The 16,707-nt window shown below is 58.3% G+C and carries 15 protein-coding genes; 10 read left to right on the top strand and 5 right to left on the bottom strand.

The window, feature by feature from the left end; all coding sequences use genetic code 11:
• The first annotated feature begins 209 nt into the window (after positions 1–209).
• Positions 210–1,418, top strand: coding sequence for a trypsin-like serine protease (locus CEW87_RS15505; protein WP_108974409.1), 1,209 nt, complete (start codon positions 210–212; stop codon positions 1,416–1,418).
• Here the strand turns inward: CEW87_RS15505 and CEW87_RS15500 are convergent.
• Together CEW87_RS15500 and CEW87_RS15495 are read right to left on the bottom strand one after the other, a co-directional pair.
• Positions 1,396–2,655: a sensor histidine kinase gene (locus CEW87_RS15500; RefSeq protein ID WP_108974407.1), complete on the bottom strand. Its 1,260-nt coding sequence runs from the start codon at positions 2,653–2,655 to the stop codon at positions 1,396–1,398. The two genes, CEW87_RS15505 and CEW87_RS15500, sit on opposite strands and share 23 nt — an antisense overlap.
• Positions 2,652–3,383, bottom strand: coding sequence for a response regulator transcription factor (locus CEW87_RS15495; protein ID WP_234421758.1), 732 nt, complete (start codon positions 3,381–3,383; stop codon positions 2,652–2,654). Before CEW87_RS15495 ends, CEW87_RS15500 begins: the two co-directional genes overlap by 4 nt.
• A gap of 160 nt (positions 3,384–3,543) precedes the next feature.
• On the opposite strand from CEW87_RS15495, the gene CEW87_RS15490 reads away from it, so the two are divergent.
• From CEW87_RS15490 to CEW87_RS15450, 9 genes are all read left to right on the top strand, one after another.
• The gene (locus CEW87_RS15490) at positions 3,544–4,953 is read left to right on the top strand and encodes a ferric reductase-like transmembrane domain-containing protein (protein WP_108974403.1); all 1,410 of its coding nucleotides are present in this window, start codon (positions 3,544–3,546) and stop codon (positions 4,951–4,953) included.
• 12 nt (positions 4,954–4,965) lie between these two features.
• Positions 4,966–5,181, top strand: coding sequence for a 4Fe-4S dicluster domain-containing protein (locus tag CEW87_RS23050; RefSeq protein WP_108974401.1), 216 nt, complete (start codon positions 4,966–4,968; stop codon positions 5,179–5,181).
• Positions 5,182–5,183: 2 nt separating this feature from the next.
• Positions 5,184–6,938 carry an FAD-binding protein gene (locus CEW87_RS15480; protein ID WP_199917030.1) on the top strand — a complete coding sequence of 585 codons (1,755 nt, stop codon included), beginning with the start codon at positions 5,184–5,186 and terminating at the stop codon, positions 6,936–6,938.
• A gap of 122 nt (positions 6,939–7,060) precedes the next feature.
• Complete coding sequence (locus CEW87_RS15475) at positions 7,061–8,500, top strand: catalase (RefSeq protein ID WP_108974397.1); 1,440 nt, start codon at positions 7,061–7,063, stop codon at positions 8,498–8,500.
• Between the two features lie 13 nt (positions 8,501–8,513).
• The gene (locus CEW87_RS15470; RefSeq protein WP_108974395.1) at positions 8,514–9,464 is read left to right on the top strand and encodes a ZIP family metal transporter; all 951 of its coding nucleotides are present in this window, start codon (positions 8,514–8,516) and stop codon (positions 9,462–9,464) included.
• A 263-nt stretch (positions 9,465–9,727) separates the two neighbouring features.
• Positions 9,728–9,889, top strand: a complete 162-nt coding sequence (locus CEW87_RS15465; protein ID WP_108974393.1) for a hypothetical protein — start codon at positions 9,728–9,730, stop codon at positions 9,887–9,889.
• A 653-nt stretch (positions 9,890–10,542) separates the two neighbouring features.
• A complete protein-coding gene (locus tag CEW87_RS15460; RefSeq protein WP_108974391.1) occupies positions 10,543–11,679 on the top strand; it encodes an NAD(P)/FAD-dependent oxidoreductase in 1,137 nt (378 codons plus the stop codon).
• Positions 11,676–12,122, top strand: coding sequence for a group II truncated hemoglobin (locus tag CEW87_RS15455; protein ID WP_108974389.1), 447 nt, complete (start codon positions 11,676–11,678; stop codon positions 12,120–12,122). Before CEW87_RS15460 ends, CEW87_RS15455 begins: the two co-directional genes overlap by 4 nt.
• A gap of 114 nt (positions 12,123–12,236) precedes the next feature.
• Complete coding sequence (locus tag CEW87_RS15450; RefSeq protein WP_108974387.1) at positions 12,237–12,722, top strand: hypothetical protein; 486 nt, start codon at positions 12,237–12,239, stop codon at positions 12,720–12,722.
• A gap of 280 nt (positions 12,723–13,002) precedes the next feature.
• Here the strand turns inward: CEW87_RS15450 and CEW87_RS15445 are convergent, their stop codons facing one another.
• From CEW87_RS15445 to CEW87_RS15435, 3 genes are read right to left on the bottom strand one after another with little or no spacing between them, the layout of a single operon-like run.
• The gene (locus tag CEW87_RS15445) at positions 13,003–14,349 is read right to left on the bottom strand and encodes an MmgE/PrpD family protein (protein WP_108974385.1); all 1,347 of its coding nucleotides are present in this window, start codon (positions 14,347–14,349) and stop codon (positions 13,003–13,005) included.
• On the bottom strand, positions 14,339–15,139 hold the full coding sequence (locus CEW87_RS15440) for a crotonase/enoyl-CoA hydratase family protein (RefSeq protein WP_108974383.1): 801 nt from the start codon (positions 15,137–15,139) through the stop codon (positions 14,339–14,341). The genes CEW87_RS15445 and CEW87_RS15440 overlap by 11 nt, the downstream gene beginning before the upstream one ends.
• Positions 15,136–16,698, bottom strand: a complete 1,563-nt coding sequence (locus CEW87_RS15435; RefSeq protein ID WP_108974381.1) for a class I adenylate-forming enzyme family protein — start codon at positions 16,696–16,698, stop codon at positions 15,136–15,138. The genes CEW87_RS15440 and CEW87_RS15435 overlap by 4 nt, the downstream gene beginning before the upstream one ends.
• Positions 16,699–16,707: the final 9 nt, after the last annotated feature.

Here is a 16,707-nt window from a genome sequence, read left to right as displayed (position 1 = left end):
CCACACTAGTCCTTGAGCATTATTGACGGCCCTCACCCGCACCAAGATCATGCCGTCCAGACAGAGATCTGCGCAGCGCATGAGGGCTGGCTTGCTCAAGACCTGAACTCAGTCAATAACGTAATGACACAACGTGACTTGAACGCGGCGCCTCGTGTTCATCGCGAACCTTGTTTCATCTCAGATGTGAAATCGTTTGTGAGGACAAAATGAAGGCGATTGTTCGCAGTACCCTGGCGGCCGCAACGACCGCCTTTTTCTGTCTTGGTGCAGGGCCTGTTTGCGCCACGACAATCTCCGGCACATATGAAGGTTTCTCCTGGATCGCGCAAAGCCTGCTGATCGGTGTGACAAGCACTGGAAATTCCAGTGACCCCACCGGAGATTCGATCTATCACCCGATCTACCCCACATACAATGGTGCAGTCAGTCTGGTGATGAACTACGGCGCAGAAGGCTCTTACGGGTGCTCGGGCTCGCTGCTCAGCGACCGGCGCTCCATACTCACCGCGGCGCACTGTGTTTCTCATGGCGCAGGCGCTGCGAACCCATTATCGACAATGGTCCTCTTTCAGCCTGATGCTGGATTGGCTGCGGACACCCGCATTCAGACCGGTGCGGTGCCTGCCGCAGGTGTAAGTGTGGTGGCCGTATCTGACTACTTCGTCCACTCTGAGTATTCGGGTCGCGTCATCGATCAGAATGATATCGCCGTCCTGCGATTATCGGATAGCGCGCCGGCGTGGACGACATCCTACGGCCTTTACACCGACCCTGACCTCGCGGGAAAGGATTTTGTGGTCACCGGGTACGGCCGTCTTGGCGACGGAGCAACAGGCTCCAATAACCTTTCTGCACGCTTGCGCACTGGCGAAAATACCTATGATTACAGGCTTGGCGACGATATATTCGGCGATCAATGGGCAAACGTGCTTGGCTATCCTGGAACGCAGATAGAGCACTCGTGGGTGGCAGACTTTGACAGTGGTTTGACTCAGAACGATTCGAACTGCCTCATCGCAATGGCCAGCAACATGGCGGGAGCGGCAGGGTCCATATTTTGCGACACGGGACTCGGCGCGCGTGAAGCTGCCCACGCGCCAGGTGACTCGGGCGGAGCAGGCTTCGTCGATGGTCTGATCGCGTCCGTTAATTCTTACGGATTAACCTTTTGGTCGCCCTGGGGGGACGTAGACAATTCGCTCAATTCTTCCTTTGGGGAGCTCACTGGTTACGTCCCGGTCTATTTGCACTCGGACTGGATTCAAAGCCTGATGTACAGCACCGTCCCGGAACCCGACAGCCGTGCGCTGGTGCTTCTGGGGTTGATGGGTCTTGGCTGTCTCATGCGCAGGCGGCGCCCCATTCAACATGACCAAAGAACGCGAGGCGAGCTTACTTCACGTCGAATTCAATGACCACATGACGCCCAGCGCCAGTCTCCTTATTGGAGTAACCCCACCCCTGCCGATCAACAAGACGCTCGGTAAGCTCCAGGCCCAGTCCGAAGCCAAGCTCGTCATTCCGTTCTTCATCTGCCTCGTTGATGTTCAGAATCTCAAGTTTCTTCCCAGTCAGACTGATGTCCACTCTGCCCGACCAGGTGTACTGAAATGCATTGCGGATCAGATTGGAAATGACGATCCGGCAAAGCGCCTCAGGCAAGGCAAGGACGGTGGGTTCACACCTGATCGCAACGTCTACCGTTTTTCCCGAAAGCAGGTAGGAGAGCTCTTCGACCAGCTTTTCAATCAATCCGTCCAGCTCAACCGGACTCGTTGGCAGGGACTTCTCCGAGTGTCGATTTAGCCACAGCAGGGTTTCCGTCAGATCCGTCATGGTCAGGCCTGCCCGCTCTATCCGCCCAAGCACCTCCAGTTGGCGCGTACTGCTGATCCCCTTATCAATCATTTTCCGAAGCAACTCGCTGTTGGCCCGTGTAACCGCGATGGGAGTTCTTAACTCGTGGCTCGCATAACCGAGAAAGAGTTTTTCCCGTTCTACGCTCTCCTGTACTGATCTCAGGCTCGAGAGGACAAGCTGCGCCAGACTGTCCAACTCACTGTAGTGGAACTTCGGGGCGGGTTTATCCAGCGCTTCGCGACCCAGATCCTTTGCCCATGTTGTCAGCCGCTCTATGGGCGTCGCAACCTTCTTCAGCAACAGTACCGGGACCAGTGAAAACAGGCTGATCGCCACGAGGGCAATCGCAAATATATACAGAAAATCGGGAGGGTCCTTTGGTGCATCCAAGGTATGTGAATCACTCACAAACATGGATGACACATAACGCTGCTCACCTCCCCTGTTGAGCCTGATCGCGAAATAACGCGCCTTGGGAGGAGAGAACAGTGGATTACCGTCAACAAACTTGAGCAGCCTTTCGTCAACCATCTCGCTTTCGTCAAGGTGGCTTCGGACGGCCGCAGGAAGATCCTCCCAGCGCGTTGCAACCGTGAAACCATTTAATTCTTGCGGCTTGCCATCAGACACGGCCGCCTGATGCGCAGTGGTTCTCATGACATCGGAAATTGAAAAGTCGACGCCCAGGAAATAGAAGTGATAGCTGACATATGCCATTGCCGCTATCGTCACGATTCCGGTGACCAGGATCGAACCAAGAAAGTAGCGTCTCAGGCTTGGACGGATCTTCATGTCGGCTCTTCTTCTGACCGCAGTACAAACCCTCGACCAACGAGGGTATGAATCAACTTGCAGTCCGACGCGCCATCAACCGCCTTTCTCAGGTTGAACATATGCACTTTCAGGCTGTTGCTGTCAGGCTGTTCGTCGCCCCAGACGATTTGCATCAACTTTTCACGTGATACCGGATTGGGGCTTTCGCGCATCAGCACTTCCAGAATTCTGAAACCGATTGGTGACAACTTCAGGATCGCACCATGGCGCATCGCCTTTTGCTGTTTCAAATCCAGCTCCAGGTCATGAACAGCCAGTTTGCTGACCTGACCACTTCTCCGTTTGGACAAGACCTGTGCACGCACGATGAGCTCTTCCATGGCAAAGGGCTTCACCAGATAGTCATCCGCACCGACCGAGAAACCGGTCAGTTTGTCGTCAAGCGTGTCCTTCGCCGTAAGCATCAGTATCGGCACATCAATACCTTGAGCACGCAGTTGCTCACACACCTGAAGACCGCTCATCCTGGGGAGATTCAGATCCAGGATCACCGCATCGTAGACGTTCTGCTTGATGAGGTTGAACCCTGCCAGTCCGTTGGCCGCGTGATCACATTCGATCCCCTCCAGTGAGAGGTAGTCGATGATCGCGGTCGCCAGATCGAGATCGTCCTCGACAAGCAGAAGTTGTATGTGCTCTGACCCCATTGATTCCTCGAGTAACGCGTGCAGCGGGCGTGCGCCCACCAAGGCCTCAATCCTACCAAGCCCTGGGGTTAACACAGGGTTACGGCGCGGCTCCTTAATCCTGTCGGCGCTGTTCGATCTTCCCTGCTGCCGTTAACCCGGGCTTAACCCCGCCATTGATATTCTCGGTCGCAACATCAATGCAACGGGTGAAGCAGTCATGAAGCACGCAACAAGCCTTGAGCTGGATCGAAATGCCCGTCCCCTTGAAAGCGTGTCATTTCGTCTGACTGAAAAGCAGAAGCTGATCCTAACCTATTCGGTCATGCTGGTCGCACCCTGGGTAATTGCCAGCGCCCAGGGCGTCGAGTTTCACGATATCTATCGTTATGTACTCAGCGCGCTCAACGTAATCGCCATGATGGCCTTCTTCATTCAGTTTCCCCTGGCTGGAAGACTTCGCAATCTGTCGTGGTTCTCCAACATTGACTGGAGCATCTCTACTCACAAGACGATCGGAAAATGGCTGGGGATCTTTTTCTTTCTCCATCCCCTCCTGATTGTTGCGCCGAAAGCGCTGTTGTCTGCCGACGATCTGATGACCAGCGCAACATCGATGATTACCTCACCCAACACGCTGACCGGTGTCATCGCCTGGGTGGCCATGGCCGTATGGGTATTGATGGCCGTCTTCAAGAACCGACTCAATATCCGTTACGAAACCTGGCGTCTGCTGCATGTGTGCGGATTCATTGCGATTGCCACGCTGGCGGCATTTCACATTACGTCTGTCGGGAGCCACGGTCAGTATGAACAGGAGTTCAATCTGGTGTGGTGGGGCCTGTACGCAGCTTCAATGACGCTGGTGCTCTACAACTACCTGATCAAGCCGCGACTCATCCGCTCACAACCTTTTGCAGTCCGGGAAATAACAAAGGTCAGTGACTGCGACTGGAAACTGACGATTCAGTCTGAATCGCAGTCGAAGGTCAGCTTCGAAGCCGGGCAGTTTGTGTGGATCAACACCTCGCATACGCCATTCAATCTGGAACAGCATCCGTTCTCGATTGCGGGTGGCGAGATGGAGACGGGAACACTCTCTTTCATCATTCGTGAGCTTGGCGACTACACCAGCAGCCTGAACACCCTGCACCCGGGCCAGACGGTGTATGTGGATGGTCCCTACGGAGCCATGAGCGTGGATCAAAGCAACGTATCGTCCGGGATCACGCTGATCGCAGGCGGCGCCGGTATCGCCCCCCTGTTGGGCCTGTTGCGCGAATTCGCGAAAAGAAATGAAACGCGCCCTGTGCGACTGATTTACGGCAACCAGAGTCTCGAGCGCATGGTGGCGATCCCTGAGCTTCAAGCGCTCACCTCAACGATGCGCAACTTCTCGCTGAAGCTGATCTGCAACCAGCTACCCGAGAACATGGAAGAAGCCAGGCTCGATATCCGGCAAGGCGTGATCGACGAATCCGCAATCCGCGCCGCGATCGATCCGGGCAAGCACGCTGACTGGACAGTGTATCTGTGCGGCCCCGAGGGAATGATTGCCGCCAATGTGAAGCAGCTCAGGGCGATCGGCGTGCCATCAAACAACATTCACTTTGAACAGCTGGCGTTCTAGAGGGAGAAACGTATGCCTATCCATCAAATCTCCGGCTGCATCGGATGCGAAGCCTGTGTCAAGAGTTGCCCAACGGACGTTATTCGGATGAACAGGCAGACGAACAAGGCTGAAATTCTCTATCCGGAAGACTGCCAGATCTGCCACCTGTGCAGGCTTTACTGCCCCGTAGGCGCAATCAAGATCACACCCGAAAAATCCATTCCGGTCATGGTTTCCTGGAGGTAATGATGAGCACGCTATCTTTGTCGCGTCGGCAGTTCATGGGTATAGCCGGTGGCCTGGCGGGCGCCGTGGCGCTTGCGAGTCTGGATTTCGATGCCCCTGCTCAGATCAACACCCCCAGGATCGACGCTGGAGATTTCAAGCACGAACAACGTGAAGTCGACGTGCTTGTGATCGGCGGAGGCATGGCGGGTCTGTTTGCTGCCGTCAAAGCCCACGACGCCGGAGCAAAAGTGTTGATGGTCTCGAAAGGACGTGTGGGCAGCTCGGGCCTGACACCGTTTGCCAAAGGCATCTTCAGCTACGACAAGAAGAATGCGAAGGTGAGTATTGACGACTTTGTTGCCCGAGTCTCGGAATCGGCGATACAGACCAACAACCCGGTATTTACCCGTCAGCTTGCCGAGCACTCCTATGACCGGGTGCAGGAATTGAAATCGTGGGGATTCTTCGATTCTCCGATATACCACGAGAGCTTCATGCGGCCGATCAACGAACGCCGGATTGCCGTCGATGAGCGAATCATGATTACCCATCTGCTGAAAGAAGATGGGCGGATCGTCGGTGCATCCGGGTTCATGCTGGATGAAGAGCGAATCATTCACTACCTGGCGAAATCCGTCGTTCTGTGCACCGGCTCAGGCGGGTTCAAACCTAACGGCTTCCCGGTTTCCGACCTTACCCATGACGGCACCATCATGGCCTATAAGGCGGGCGCCAAGGTAACCGGCAAGGAATGGAATGACGGCCATCCGGGTTCTGCAAAGAACTCCGGCTCCAGTTACGACAACTGGCATGGGCAAGTCGAAGAAAAGCCTTCAACAACTGAAGTGACGGTCAACCACCACTTGGGCGTAGACCTCAACTATCAGGCCTATACGCAGGGTGGGCCCGTCGTGATGGGACCACCCGGGCCCGGTCAGGATGAGAGCCCGCCTGCTGAAAATGGCGGCCCCTATGTTCCCGAGGCGTTTCGTCACACCGAGCCACCTCCCCCTCCCCAACAGGGCGGGCTGAGGGGGCTGTTTGCCGGACCGCCGAACGCAGGCCCTCCGGGGATGGGGGGCGAACAGGTGGGCGGATCCAGCGCCGGCATGGCGATCCATAAATCGGAAGGACTTGTGCCCGTCAATGAGCAGGGGCTTTCAACACTTCCGGGCCTCTACGCAGCGGGCGATGCCCTCGGCTCTTACATGTCAGGCGGTATCTACACCCAGATTGGCGGCTCCTTGGCGGGCTCTGCAGTACAAGGCGCGATTGCGGGCGAAGCCGCGGCCAGGGAAAGCCTGAAACTGAAGGGCAATGTCACGGTATCAAGCGCGCAAATCGAGAAAGTGACCACCGAGATTCTGGCACCGCTCAAGCGCGAGCGTGGATACAGCCCTGCCTGGGTAACCCAAGTATTGCAGGGCGTCATGATCCCCAACTTCGTCCTCTACATCAAAAAGGAAAGAATGATGCTGGGCGCGCTGGCTTACGTCGAAGAGCTGCGCGAACACCATGTGCCGATGCTGCTGGCGGACGATCTCCATGCACTCCGCCTCGCGCACGAAACGGAAAACATGATCATTACTGCAGAGATGAAGCTTAAAGCCTCGCTCATGCGCAAAGAGAGCCGCTGCAGTCACTACCGCCTCGACTGCCCGGATATCGACTACGAGAACTGGCAGGCATGGATCAACATCTGGCAGGACGACAAGGGGCAGATGCAACTGGAGAAGCAGCCATTTGACATGTGGCCAGACTTCGTCAGTGCGTAGTCATTCGAAGCTAATGGTGGCCAGCCTCAGCATTTTCGAATTGGCGGAAACTTGAGAGGACGGCCTCCAGGAACAGGTTGAACCTGGTTTTTATTGCCAACAGGCAAATTTGGAGCGCTAACATGAACAAGAAACTCACGACTGCTGCCGGCTGCCCGGTGGTGGATAACCAGAACGTAATGACCGCAGGACCGCGCGGCCCGCAGTTGCTCCAGGATGTCTGGTTCCTGGAAAAGCTGGCGCACTTCGACCGCGAGGTCATTCCTGAGCGCCGCATGCATGCAAAGGGATCAGGGGCTTTCGGCACCTTTACCGTCACCAACGATATTACCCGGTACACCCGCGCCAGAATCTTCAGCCAGATCGGCAAGCAGACACCCCTGTTCTCCCGCATGTCCACGGTGGCTGGCGAGCGCGGCGCAGCCGATGCCGAACGGGATATTCGCGGCTTTGCGATCAAGTTCTACACCGAAGAAGGTAATTGGGACCTGGTCGGCAACAACACCCCGGTTTTCTTCCTCCGCGACCCGCTGAAATTCCCGGATCTCAATCACGCAGTCAAGCGCGACCCGCGCACCAACCTGCGCAGCGCATCCAACAACTGGGACTTCTGGACCTCCTTGCCCGAGGCCCTGCATCAGGTCACCGTAGTGATGTCCGATCGCGGCATTCCGGCCAGCTACCGTCACATGCACGGATTCGGTTCGCACACCTTCAGCCTCATCAACGCGCAGAACGAGCGATTCTGGGTCAAGTTCCACTGGCGTACCCAGCAGGGGATCAGGAATCTGACCGATGGCGAGGCCGAAGCCGCTGTCGGCAAATGCCGCGAAACGCACCAGCGCGACCTGTACGAGGCCATCGAGCGCGGCGACTTCCCGAAGTGGACGCTCTGCATCCAGGTCATGCCCGAGGCGGATGCCGAGAAAGTGCCCTACCATCCCTTCGACCTCACCAAGGTCTGGCCGCACAAGGACTATCCGCTGATTGAGGTGGGCGTCATCGAGTTCAACCGCAACCCGGAGAACTACTTCGCCGATGTCGAGCAAGCGGCTTTCAATCCGGCCAACGTAGTCCCTGGCATCGGCTTCTCGCCCGACAGAATGCTGCAAGGCCGCCTGTTTTCCTATGGCGACACCCAGCGATATCGCCTCGGGGTCAACCACGGACACATTCCGGTTAACGCCGCCCGGTGCCCGGCGCACAGCTATCATCGCGACGGTCTGATGCGCACCGATGGCAACTATGGTTCGACGCTGGGCTATGAACCGAACAGCTACAATGAGTGGCAGGAACAACCGGATTTCCGTGAGCCGCCGCTGGCAATCAACGGCGCAGCCGACCACTGGAATTTCCGCGAGGACGATGACGACTATTTCAGCCAGCCGCGCGCCCTCTTCCGCTTGATGACACCGGACGAGCAACAGCGTCTGTTCGAGAACACCGCCCGCGCCATGGGCGATGCGCCAGATGAAATCAAGCGTCGCCACATTACGAACTGCACCAAGTGCGATCCCGCCTATGGCGCCGGTGTTGCCAAAGCACTGGGCATGATGACCTGAACCAGGATTGAAGATGGACCGAAGCCAGACGATCGTACTGAACGGGCTTGCATCAAGGCCTTCATGGTTTGTGCTGCTGCGCACGCATGCGCAGCAGCACAAACTGGTGGCAACTGGCCTGGCGCTTTCCCTGCTCGGTGTGATCGTCCTGCTCGGGCAGAGCATTGCTCAAGTGATTTCCGGCAATGCAGCACCCGGCTTGCGGCTTGCGCTCTACGGCGGAGCGGCGGGTTTCGCGACCACAGCGCTGGGCGCCCTCCCCGCCTTGCTGATGCGGAGCCTGCCGCAGCGTGTCGAAGACAGCATGCTGGGCCTGGCGGCGGGGATGATGCTCGCCGCCAGCGCATTTTCCTTGCTATTGCCCGGACTTGAAGCCGGTGAATCGCTCTTGGGCAATCGGGGTACAGGTGCGGCAGTCGTCGTCTTCGGGATGGCGCTCGGGGTCTTGCTGATGCTGGGTCTGGATGAGTTTACGCCGCACGAGCATGACAAGACCGGGCCTTGCGGGCCGGGTTATGAGATCTGCGGTCGAGTCTGGCTGTTCGTCTTTGCCATCGCCCTGCACAACCTGCCTGAAGGCATGGCAATCGGCGTCAGCTTTTCTCAAGGGGACATGGGCGTAGGCTTGCCGCTCACCACGGCAATCGCCTTGCAGGACATTCCCGAAGGACTCGCCGTTGCACTTGCCCTGCGTACCGCAGGCGTTAAACCTGTCTATTCGGTACTGATTGCTGCGGCCAGTGGCTTGCTCGAGCCGGTGGGTGCGTTGCTTGGCGTGGGCCTGGCCGGTGGCTTGGCACTGGCGTATCCGATCGGCCTGGGACTGGCGGCAGGAGCCATGATCTTTGTGGTCTCACACGAAGTCATCCCCGAGACACATCGCAATGGCCACCAGACGAGCGCCACCCTCGGCCTGATGGCCGGCTTTGCCTTGATGATGGTGCTCGACACCACCCTGGGCTGAGCCTGTTCAAAGAAGCAGCGAGGCTGTTGATTCCCGGTGGGCCGCCGCTGCTGCCGGGTCGAGCAGTCGCCAAACCTCTGGCGCTGGCAGAGTGCCTCGTAATTGCGGTGACTTCACCTGCATGAACGGTATCGTCGATGCACACGAATCGCCGATGTCGCACCTGGCTGACCCGGCAGCTACCTTGCCCTCCGCAACGCATCGCTCCCGGTGCCAACTCGTCGGCGCGTTTCTCTTGAGCCCGGCAAACCCGTACATACCGAATGGGTGAAGACAGCCGCAACGCGGCGTCCAAGGCCGACTGTCGCAGCCACGACGACCCCAACCTCCATATCACCGACGCCAGCATGCTCTCATGGAGCGGCGGCGCCGAATCGCCATCGCTGACCATCCACGCGCCGACCCGCAGCCCCCCCCTGCCGTGATCGTGTGCTGACCTGGTTTGCACGTGCTCAGGTCCGGCATCGACTGGGCTGCAAACGCGGGGCGGGTGCGCCCGAGGACCAAGCCGAATGCCTCAGTTCTGCCCTGCCATTCTTGGCAGCGCCATCTGCCATAGTGGCGCAATTTGTAGAGCCCGCAGATCTCAGTGGCGGCGGACAAGTCTTAAATTATTGATTTTTATCACCTCATTAAGCATCGGTTCATTGGCATGTTTCTTGTTAAAGAAGGGAAAGTCGGCCTGCCGGACATTCCCCCGCAGGCGCTACATTCGGGAAAGCAAGCACATGGACATGATTGGTCTATCTCCAGATTGGTTTGAGCCCTGTTTGGGTAGTGGTTGGATCGTTGGCTTAATTGGCAGGAATGGCTTGCGTGGATAAGCAGCTTGCAACGCTGGAGGATTCGGCCCTTGGTCATCGCCCCGACCGTTGCCGTTCTCTGCGCGCATATCAGCGCGGCGCTACCTCGACTGCACACGGGTGCGCAGGACACAGGTCAGGAGGCAAGAACCGGATATGCACTTCACCCAGATCCATCCTGACCCGACGCACCAACCAGCCGACATGCACCCTGGCGCTTCTGACAGCCGTGCGCGACGTATCTCAAGCGTGCTGACCACCCAAGGCCCGAATACATGACAAGTCCATTCAGAATCACCATTATCGGTGCCGGTTTTGGCGCGCTTTCGAGCGTTCGCGAAATCCGCAAGCGCGACCGCGAGGCAGAAATCACCCTGATCGCCCCCAGAGCCGAGTTGCACTACCTGCCCGGCATCATCTGGATCCCCAGTGGCCTGCGAACACGCGAGCAGCTGATCGTGCCACTGGATAGTTTTTTCCAGCGCATGAACGTTCGCCACGTGGCGGCCGAGGTGACCGGCTTGCGTAATGGCGGGCGTCTGGTGGACACCACCGTTGGTGAAATCCCGAACGACGCACTCGTGATCGCTAGCGGCGGGCGTTTCATCAAGAAGCTACCCGGGATCGAACACGCCATCACCCCCTGTGAGGGCATTGCGGCCGCGGAGAAGATTCGTGATCGTTTGCAGGCGCTGCAGGAAGGAACCATTGCCGTAGGCTTCGCCGGCAACCCGAACGAGCCCACTGCGGTGCGCGGTGGCCCGATGTTCGAATTTCTGTTCGGCATTGACGAACAACTCCGGCGCGAACGCCGGCGGGACAAATTCGAACTGGTGTTCTTCAACCCATCCAGTGAGCCAGGCAACCGGCTTGGCCCGAAGGCGGTCAAGCAGCTGCTCGCCGAGATGAAGCGGCGCGATATCCGCACCCACTTGGGCCACAAGATGAAGGGGTTCGAGGCCAACCGCGTGCTGACTGAAGGTGGTTCGTTCCCCGCCGATCTCATCCTGTTCATGCCCGGCATGACCGGAAACGCGTGGTTCGATCAGACCGAACTGGCACGCTCTCCGGGCGGCCTGTTGCAAGCGGATGCGCAGTGTCGGGTCGCCGGGACCGAGCATGTGTATGTTGTCGGCGACTCTGGCAGCTTCCCCGGACCGGACTGGATGCCCAAGCAGGCCCACATGGCCGACCTGCAGGCCGCAGCCGCGGCAGAAAATCTGCTGACAGGTTTGCACGGCGGTACGCCCAGCGCCACCTTCAAGATTGAGCTGATCTGCATCATCGATGCGATAGACCACGGCACGCTGGTGTTTCGTAATGCTCAGCGCCAGATCATCCTGCCGCCGACGCGCCTGTTTCACTGGATCAAAAGGCTCTTCGAAAGCACCTACCTGAAGAAATACCGATGACTGCACTTCAAAGCACACTCACCCCCTACGAAGCCCTTGGTGGCGCGCCCGCCTTGCACCGCTTGGTGACCCGCTTCTATGAGCTCATGGACACGCTCCCCGAAGCCTATGCAGTACGCAAGATTCACCCGGAAAGCCTCGCTGGCAGCACCCAAAGTCTGTTCGAATTCCTGTCGGGCTGGTTCGGCGGCCCCGCCCTATACATCGCCAAAAAAGGCCACCCTCGTTTGCGCATGCGCCACGCGCCCTATGTAGTGGACCAGCGCATGCGCGACGAGTGGATGCTCTGCATGACGGAAGCACTTACCGAGCAGGTGGCCGACCCCGAAATGCGCGACGGTCTGATCCATGTCTTCGCCCAAATGGCGGATCACCTCATCAACACCGATGGTGGCAGCGGATGCGCAGCTGGCACCGCACACCGGACAACTCATGTTGCGTAAGCAGCGCGCCGCCGCAGACTCGCAAGGGGCGCGTCTCTGCGCCTGCGGAAACGCCAACACCAACGCCAACGCCAACGCCAACGCCAACGCCAACGCCTCAGTCAGAAGACCACAATGATGAACTTCAAGCACCTCCTTATCGCGTGCGCACTGACCTTGCCCCTGGCCTCATGGGCCGAGCCGCTGGCGGTCGGTCAAGCGATGCCCCCGCTGGTCGTCAAGGATCAGCACGACCAGCCCTGGAGCATCGCCGCAGAGACCCGATTGATACTGTTCGCCGCAGGACGCACGGCTTCGAACATCGCAATGGAGGTCCTCGGCCAACAGCCCAAAGGTTTCCTGGCCACCCGCCATGCCGTCTACCTGGCCGATATGAGCAGGATGCCTGGCCTCATCACCCGCACTTTCGCACTGCCGTCACTGCGTGAGCAGCCGTTCACGGTAGGCGTGGTGCTGGATGAAGCGCTGTTGTCGGACTTCCCGCGGCGGGACGATGCGGTGACCTTGATCGGACTGGAAAATAGCCGAATCGTGGCAGTGGACTACGCCGCGACAGCCGCGACCTTGCGCGAAGCACTGGGCCTCACATCAAAAGAGTAATGAGCGATTTGAAGCAGCTCACCTCGTAGCGCGCAACTTGCTTACGCACCTCGAACGGAACGACGATTTTCTACAAGAATGGGCAGTGTGTGTCGAAATGCCGTCGCGCCGCACGGTCCGGAGTCAATCAGCTATCCAGTTTTTCGAGAAGCACGGACAACTTCGTGAGTCTGGGGTAGGTAGCAACTGGGTAAACCGTCAGCGCTCCACGCCCATGGCAAGTAGACAATCTGACGGTCACGGGTGAAACACTGGCCCAATCAAGCACGAATTGATGGGTTCAAGCGCTGACGGGGCGAAGCATGACATCGAGCAACGGTCCGAGCCTCCCATCTGCCCGCCCAAGCGACATGACGCAATCCCGTATCGCATCAATGCGAGCCTGATCGAGCACTGGAGAGGCGAGTTGAACGAACTTGCGATCGATCTCTGCGTCTGTAAGCGCCGTCTCAGGATCACCACGTGCGGTGTGAGGCGCTGACTTCAGCGTCTTTCCGTCGAACAACTCAATCTCAACATGCGCCCAACGCTCTGACGGAAAGCGGCTGTTGTACAACTCACTTTCGTGCAATTCCATGGCCTTCGACAAGCGGAGCGCTTCGGCATCCCGTAGTGCATCACCCGTAACTTCTTCCGTCCCCAACACTCCCCGTGAGAGCAATATGGACACCGAGAACGGCAGACTGTACTGAGCTTGCTCCGTTGTTCCCGGTTCGCGTGTCGCAAGCCGGCATGCCTGATGGAAACTAATCACTTTCACGATGCGGATATCTTCAGATCGGATGCTGTGTTCGCGTACCACGGACATTGCCGCTTCAACGGCTGGCTGCGCCCAGCGGCAAACTGGATAGGCCTTGAAATACTGCTCCAGAATCGTCCAGCGCTGGCCCAGGTCGCCCCACAAGTCGGCCAAAGCCACGTCTTCAATTGTCAGTGCCGGCGCACCAGTGAACCCGTCCTGAGCCAGCAACGCTGCGTCGATACCCGCCATTGCGCCCCATCCCGAACCATCTTTCACCATGGTCGGGTGGTCAATGCATCGCATCATCTGGCTGCGAGGCCCGTGGTACTCGGCAATACCCAAGGCCTCGCGGGTTTCGGCCGGACTCAGTGCCAAAGCCCGGGCGCCCATCGCCGCTGCAGCCAACGCATTCCACGCACCCGACGTATGGTAATCACAGGCACTTGCATGCAGCGCGATACCTGCCCGGGTGGCGATTTCGTAGCCAAGAACAAGCGCGGTGACGAACTCACGGTCATCCTGGATATAGCCGGCGTCCGACAGGGCGAGCAATACAGGGAGCACCGTGACGCCAACATGCCCCTTAGTCAGTACATGTCCGTCGTGTGCATCAAGGCTGTCAATTGTCATGCCACCGGCGAGTGCAGCACCAGGCAAACTGACCCGTCGTCCGTCAAACATCATCCTTACGCTGCGACTGTTCGAGGCGAAGTTCGCCTCCGCATGGTTGCGGATGATGCGCGAGAGCTCGGTCGTCGTTCCGCCAACCGCCACGCCACAAAGATCGAGAATGCAACGCCTGGCGTGAGAGATCACGGATTGCGGCAAGTCCTCGTAACGCAATCCATGGATAAACTGGATGACATCGCTGTCATTATTCCCCATGGAATACACCCTCCCTCTTTTCCAGCAAGGCAGAGACTGCCTCTTCGTGATCCTTGGTGTGGTGCGCAATCGCCTGCATTGACGCGGACAACTCGAGCAAACTGTCGAGTCGCATATGCTGTCCCTCGCGAATCAGGCGCTTGGTCATGCGAAGGACTTGCGGCGGATTTGCAGCGATTCTTGCTGCGAGGCGCCGCGCCGCCGGCAGAAGCTCGTCGGGTGCAACCACGTCTGAAACCAAACCCCATGCAAGTGCCGTCCGGGCATCGATCGACTCGCCGGTGAACGCCATTTCGCATGCGCGCGACAGCCCCACCGCACGGGGCAGTAGCCAGGCACCTCCATCACCGGGGATGATGCCGACCTTGACGAAGCTCTCTGCAAAGGTCGCGTCCGTGGAGGCGATTCGAATGTCGCACATGCAGGTCAGGTCACACCCGGCACCAATCGCAGGCCCATTTACTGCTGCAATCGCCGGGACTTCGAGTGCGTTGAGTGCGAGCGGAATACGCTGAATGCCATTGCGGTAACCGTTTCGAACGCTTGCAGGCGAACCACCGAACATGCCGACACGATCCCGCATGTGCTTCACGTTACCGCCGGACGAAAACGCACTGCCAGCACCGGTCAGAATCACGGCACGAACAGTCATGTCCGCGTTGATGCGCGCAACCGCAGCCTCCAACGCATCGATCATGCCAGGGTCGGAAATCGGATTACGGGTTTCGGGAAGATTCAGGGTCAGCGTGACAACAGCGCCATCCTGGTCATAGATCACAACATCGCTCATGCGGGGGCTCCCTGTCCGTACTGACTCACCAACTCACGCTTCAGAACCTTGCCGCTGGGATTCACCGGGAGTTCATCCAGAAAGCGGATCTGTCGCGGGCGCTTGAACGCCGCGATCAGGCCGCTGTTTCGGCAGAAATCATCCACCTGCTCAACCGTAAGATGCGGCTCGGCGCGCACGATGAATGCTGACACCACGCTGCCCCACTTCGGATCAGGCAGGCCAACCACGGCCGCTTCCTTGACACCAGGACAGCGATAGAGAACCTCCTCGACCTCACGGGGATAGATGTTCTCCCCACCCGACACGATCATGTCGTCAGCGCGCCCGTGGAAGGTGAAGTAGCCGTCTTCGTCACGACTGAACAGATCGCCGGTGTAGAGCCAGCCGTACTTGAGCTTCTTGTCAGTCTCAAGGGTGTTACTCCAGTAGCCTGGCATCATCTGCGGCCCCTGAACCACCAACTGCCCGACTTCGCTGTGCCTTACAACCTCATCAGGCCGCACGTCACGAGCGGGGTCGTGGGTGATGATGCGAGCGTTCGATATCAAGGTCGGCTTCCCGCACGAACCCAGTTTCGCGAGCGCGTCGCGCGGATGCAGCAGAAGCGTCAGACTCGCCTCGGTCATGCCGTAGCCGTTGAAAAGATTGGGGCAGAACTCATCCAGAACGCGTTCCATGGTGGCCGAAGCAATGGCGGCACCTCCCGTGGTGATCATCCGCAGGGAGGAGACATCGAACTCCTTGAATCGCGGGTGGAACAGCATTTCCTGTATCTGCGTGGGCACGGCGAAAAGCGTCGTAATACGTTGTGCCTCGATCGTCTCAAGCGTTTTCAACGCCTGGTAGCGCCCCTCAACCACGTTCGTGCCACCCACGAACATGTGTGGAAGATAGAAAGCCTGCATGCCGCCGACATGGTAAAGCGGCGCGATGTGCAAGGCGCGGTCGGACGGCGTCAGGCTGTACTCCATGACGCAGTTCATCGAGATGGCCAGGTCATTTCCATGGGTGTGCATGACGCCCTTGGCGCGGCCTGTCGTGCCTGAGGTGTATACCAGGGCCGAAAGGTGCTCCGGCGCGGCACGATATGCTGGCTCCACCGAGCCATCACCGCTTTCGGCCAGCGTTTCAAAACGGAAGTGACCTTCCGGAATCTCATCAGGTGGCGCCCCAACCGAAATGAAATCATGAACGCTGTGCACCTGCTTCTGGGCATCAAGCGTATTGGCCAGCAATGAGTGGCTGTAGACCAACAGTCGCGCACCAGAATCGCGCAGGATATGGGCGACTTCACCGGCCGCCAGGCGAAAATTCATAGGAACGGCGACAGCACCCAGCTTCTGACACGCAAAATATGTCGTGACCGATGCCTCATCGGTGCTCAGATACAGCGCCACACGGTCAAACGGCCGCACGCCGAGTTCGACCAGTCCCTGGGCCAGCCGGTTGATGCGCGCATTCCACTGCGCATATGTCCACCGCCGCTCACCGAAGACCAGCGCCTCCTTGTTCGGATAACGGTCGACTGCCTGAATCAGAATCGATGCGATATTCATGACGTGGCC

The organism is Parazoarcus communis, from assembly GCF_003111665.1.
Classification (GTDB): domain Bacteria; phylum Pseudomonadota; class Gammaproteobacteria; order Burkholderiales; family Rhodocyclaceae; genus Parazoarcus; species Parazoarcus communis_B.
Note: the sequence above shows the minus strand (reverse complement) of the source record. Positions and strands in the feature narration are given on the sequence as shown.

What these genes read in the sequence shown, in the direction of transcription:
- CEW87_RS15505 (WP_108974409.1), top strand. Translation starts at nt 210, where the DNA reads ATGAAGGCGATTGTTCGCAGTACCCTGGCGGCCGCAACGACCGCCTTT.
- CEW87_RS15500 (WP_108974407.1), bottom strand. Translation starts at nt 2,655, where the DNA reads ATGAAGATCCGTCCAAGCCTGAGACGCTACTTTCTTGGTTCGATCCTG.
- CEW87_RS15490 (WP_108974403.1), top strand. Translation starts at nt 3,544, where the DNA reads ATGAAGCACGCAACAAGCCTTGAGCTGGATCGAAATGCCCGTCCCCTT.
- CEW87_RS23050 (WP_108974401.1), top strand. Translation starts at nt 4,966, where the DNA reads ATGCCTATCCATCAAATCTCCGGCTGCATCGGATGCGAAGCCTGTGTC.
- CEW87_RS15480 (WP_199917030.1), top strand. Translation starts at nt 5,184, where the DNA reads ATGAGCACGCTATCTTTGTCGCGTCGGCAGTTCATGGGTATAGCCGGT.
- CEW87_RS15475 (WP_108974397.1), top strand. Translation starts at nt 7,061, where the DNA reads ATGAACAAGAAACTCACGACTGCTGCCGGCTGCCCGGTGGTGGATAAC.
- CEW87_RS15470 (WP_108974395.1), top strand. Translation starts at nt 8,514, where the DNA reads ATGGACCGAAGCCAGACGATCGTACTGAACGGGCTTGCATCAAGGCCT.
- CEW87_RS15465 (WP_108974393.1), top strand. Translation starts at nt 9,728, where the DNA reads ATGGGTGAAGACAGCCGCAACGCGGCGTCCAAGGCCGACTGTCGCAGC.
- CEW87_RS15460 (WP_108974391.1), top strand. Translation starts at nt 10,543, where the DNA reads ATGACAAGTCCATTCAGAATCACCATTATCGGTGCCGGTTTTGGCGCG.
- CEW87_RS15455 (WP_108974389.1), top strand. Translation starts at nt 11,676, where the DNA reads ATGACTGCACTTCAAAGCACACTCACCCCCTACGAAGCCCTTGGTGGC.
- CEW87_RS15450 (WP_108974387.1), top strand. Translation starts at nt 12,237, where the DNA reads ATGATGAACTTCAAGCACCTCCTTATCGCGTGCGCACTGACCTTGCCC.
- CEW87_RS15445 (WP_108974385.1), bottom strand. Translation starts at nt 14,349, where the DNA reads ATGGGGAATAATGACAGCGATGTCATCCAGTTTATCCATGGATTGCGT.
- CEW87_RS15440 (WP_108974383.1), bottom strand. Translation starts at nt 15,139, where the DNA reads ATGAGCGATGTTGTGATCTATGACCAGGATGGCGCTGTTGTCACGCTG.
- CEW87_RS15435 (WP_108974381.1), bottom strand. Translation starts at nt 16,698, where the DNA reads ATGAATATCGCATCGATTCTGATTCAGGCAGTCGACCGTTATCCGAAC.